The organism is Neobacillus drentensis, from assembly GCF_036966985.1.
GTDB classification, from domain to species: domain Bacteria; phylum Bacillota; class Bacilli; order Bacillales; family Cytobacillaceae; genus Neobacillus; species Neobacillus drentensis_E.
Window position 1 is genome coordinate 1 of record NZ_JBALSN010000276.1, and the last position, 2,428, is coordinate 2,428.

The window sequence follows — 2,428 nt, forward strand, 5'->3', positions numbered from 1 at the left end:
AAAAAATGAATGACCATTCTTATTCGCATTTTCTTCTCACTTAGATCATGAGGAGAATACAAAATAAACCCAATTAATGCACTTATAAATGAAAATGCCATAATGATATAAATCGATTTTAAATCAAAGGCCATAGGGGGATAATACATTTGTCGTAAAATAGTAATAATAATGATGATGGATGCGAAGATCATCAAGAAATCCTTCATGATCTTTTGTACAAATTCGGACAGCTTCATATTAATCCCCCCTTTCACAATCCGAGCATTTTTTTAAGGACGGGCACATACTGCCTTGAGACAACAGCACGTTCCCCGTTTTCAAGCACCGCTTCGAATCGGCCGCTTATGGACGGATAAATAGATGAAATTTTAGCTATGTTCAAAATTGTGGATTTGGATGCACGAAAACAGTTCTTTTCTTTGCATAATTCCTCTAACTCATAGAGCTTTTGTTTTACCTCAAATACATTGTCCTTGCAGTAACTAAAAACCTTTCCATCAACTGCCTCGAAATAATAGATATCACTAAGATTAATACGGTGAACTCGATCATTATTGTATCCTAGTACAATCAGATCTTCGGTTTTCAACTTGTTTACGATTTCGTGTATTTCATCATCTACCTCATGACACCTAATGAGAATTTCTTCTGCTAGTTCTTTATTTATTTCTTCTATTGAAATTTTCATTTGATCACCTATGAAAATTCAAATTATTTTAGGATCATCCTTCTGACTACATCATTAAAACACCTTTATTTACCATTCTCTTTTACATTTTATCAGATTACTGTGAAATCAACACTTCAAAATCAAATGAGGGGACCGAACTTTCTTCTAATTTAAACTAAGTGAACTGACGTTAATTTTTTACATTTTTTCATAATTATTTTTACAAATTTTCAATTATTTTTAAAAATAATTTCGTAAAAATAATACTAGAAATTTATTATTGGGCATTTTTAAGATAACTGGAAAATATTAAATTTACATTTTGTTCAATTGTTATTTAACATTTGTTCATGATATATGTTATATTAGTAAAGTAATTTTTGATTAATGAAAGCGCTCACGAAGAATTAGTCGTGTTAGAAAACTAGAGAAGAAAATGTCGTGAATAGCTTAAGGAGGGGAATGTTGTGAAAAATACTTTTCACAGCAATTTATATGAGTAATGTTGGTTTATTTCTTTCAGGTGCAGTTTTATTTCTAAACAGTTTTATGCTATTAGGAAAAGCAGACGCCAAGAGTGTTGGTATCTTTAATATTTTCGTAGGAAGCTTACAAGTGATTATCCCATTTTATTTAATCATCGTTTCGGGCCAAGACCATTGGGAGCTTTATAATTATGCATCTATTTTCTTATTTGGGTTAACTTATTTATATGTTGGATTCACCTCATGGAAGGGGCTTGAAGGAAGTGGACTTGGTTGGTTTAGTCTATGGGTTGCTATTATTGGGGTAGTATATACCTTAACATCGATTATTCACTTTCAAAATGTTGTCAATGCACTAACATGGGCCATGTGGGCATTCTTATGGTTTCTGTTCTTTTTATCAAGTGCACTTAATAAAAAAATTGACCATTATATTGGATTGGTTGCATTTGTTCAGTCATGGGTAACGTTGACCATACCAGCGCTCCTTTATTTTTTAGGGGTTTGGAATACACCAATTGTTGATCAAATCTGGACCTATGTATTAATTCTAGCTATCGTCTATTTTATTATCAGTTTTTTCAGAATGAAGCTTTCATATAAAAAAGAAAAAAGTAGTCAAGCAATTCAAGTAATTAATGCTTTGGAGGTAAAATAATATGTCAATTATAATTGGAATTGTTGGAATCCTTGTTCTAATAGGTATTGCATGGTTAATGTCAAACGATAAGAAAAACATCAACTATCGTGCCGTTGGGATCATGGCAGTCGTTCAGTTGTTAATCGCTTGGTTTATGCTCAATACTACAATCGGTCAAAAGGTACTGCACAAGGTGGTAGATGGCTTTAACAAAGTTCTTTCTTTCGGGAATGACGGGATCTCATTCGTATTCGGCAGCCTTGCAGGAAAGAATTTATTCTTTGTAAATGTCCTAATGATGATTGTATTCGTAACCGCTTTACTAGGTATTTTAACTTATTCAAGAATATTACCATTGGCTATTAAATACATTGGTGGTGCAGTAAGTAAAATAACAGGTCTTCCAAAGGTTGAATCATTTGTTGCGGTGAATTCTATGGTCTTTGGTGATACTTCCGCAATCCTTTCTGTTAAGTCATTCATTCCTAGTCTTTCTGGAAATCGCTTGTTTGTTGTTGTTACTTCTTCACTTGTTGCGGTAAGTTGTTCAATCCTAGGTGCTTACATGCAAATGATTCCTGCGGAGTACGTATTGGTTGCGTTACCAATTAACGTATTCTCTGGACTTAT

Annotated in this window: 4 protein-coding genes; 2 read left to right on the forward strand and 2 right to left on the reverse strand. The window is 32.9% G+C overall.

Features of this window, described 5'->3' with window-relative positions; translation table 11 throughout:
* On the reverse strand, positions 1 to 239 hold a 239-nt coding region (locus V7659_RS18475), incomplete at its 3' end, for a hypothetical protein (protein ID WP_335541264.1).
* A gap of 14 nt (positions 240 to 253) precedes the next feature.
* On the reverse strand, positions 254 to 691 hold the full coding sequence (locus tag V7659_RS18480; RefSeq protein ID WP_335541265.1) for a LytTR family DNA-binding domain-containing protein: 438 nt from the start codon (positions 689 to 691) through the stop codon (positions 254 to 256).
* A 477-nt stretch (positions 692 to 1,168) separates the two neighbouring features.
* On the opposite strand from V7659_RS18480, the gene V7659_RS18485 reads away from it, so the two are divergent.
* Both V7659_RS18485 and V7659_RS18490 read left to right on the forward strand, forming a co-directional pair.
* Positions 1,169 to 1,816 carry an AmiS/UreI family transporter gene (locus tag V7659_RS18485; protein ID WP_335541267.1) on the forward strand — a complete coding sequence of 216 codons (648 nt, stop codon included), beginning with the start codon at positions 1,169 to 1,171 and terminating at the stop codon, positions 1,814 to 1,816.
* Between the two features lies 1 nt (position 1,817).
* Positions 1,818 to 2,428: Na+ dependent nucleoside transporter N-terminal domain-containing protein (locus V7659_RS18490; RefSeq protein ID WP_335541269.1), on the forward strand; the 611-nt coding region annotated here is incomplete at its 3' end.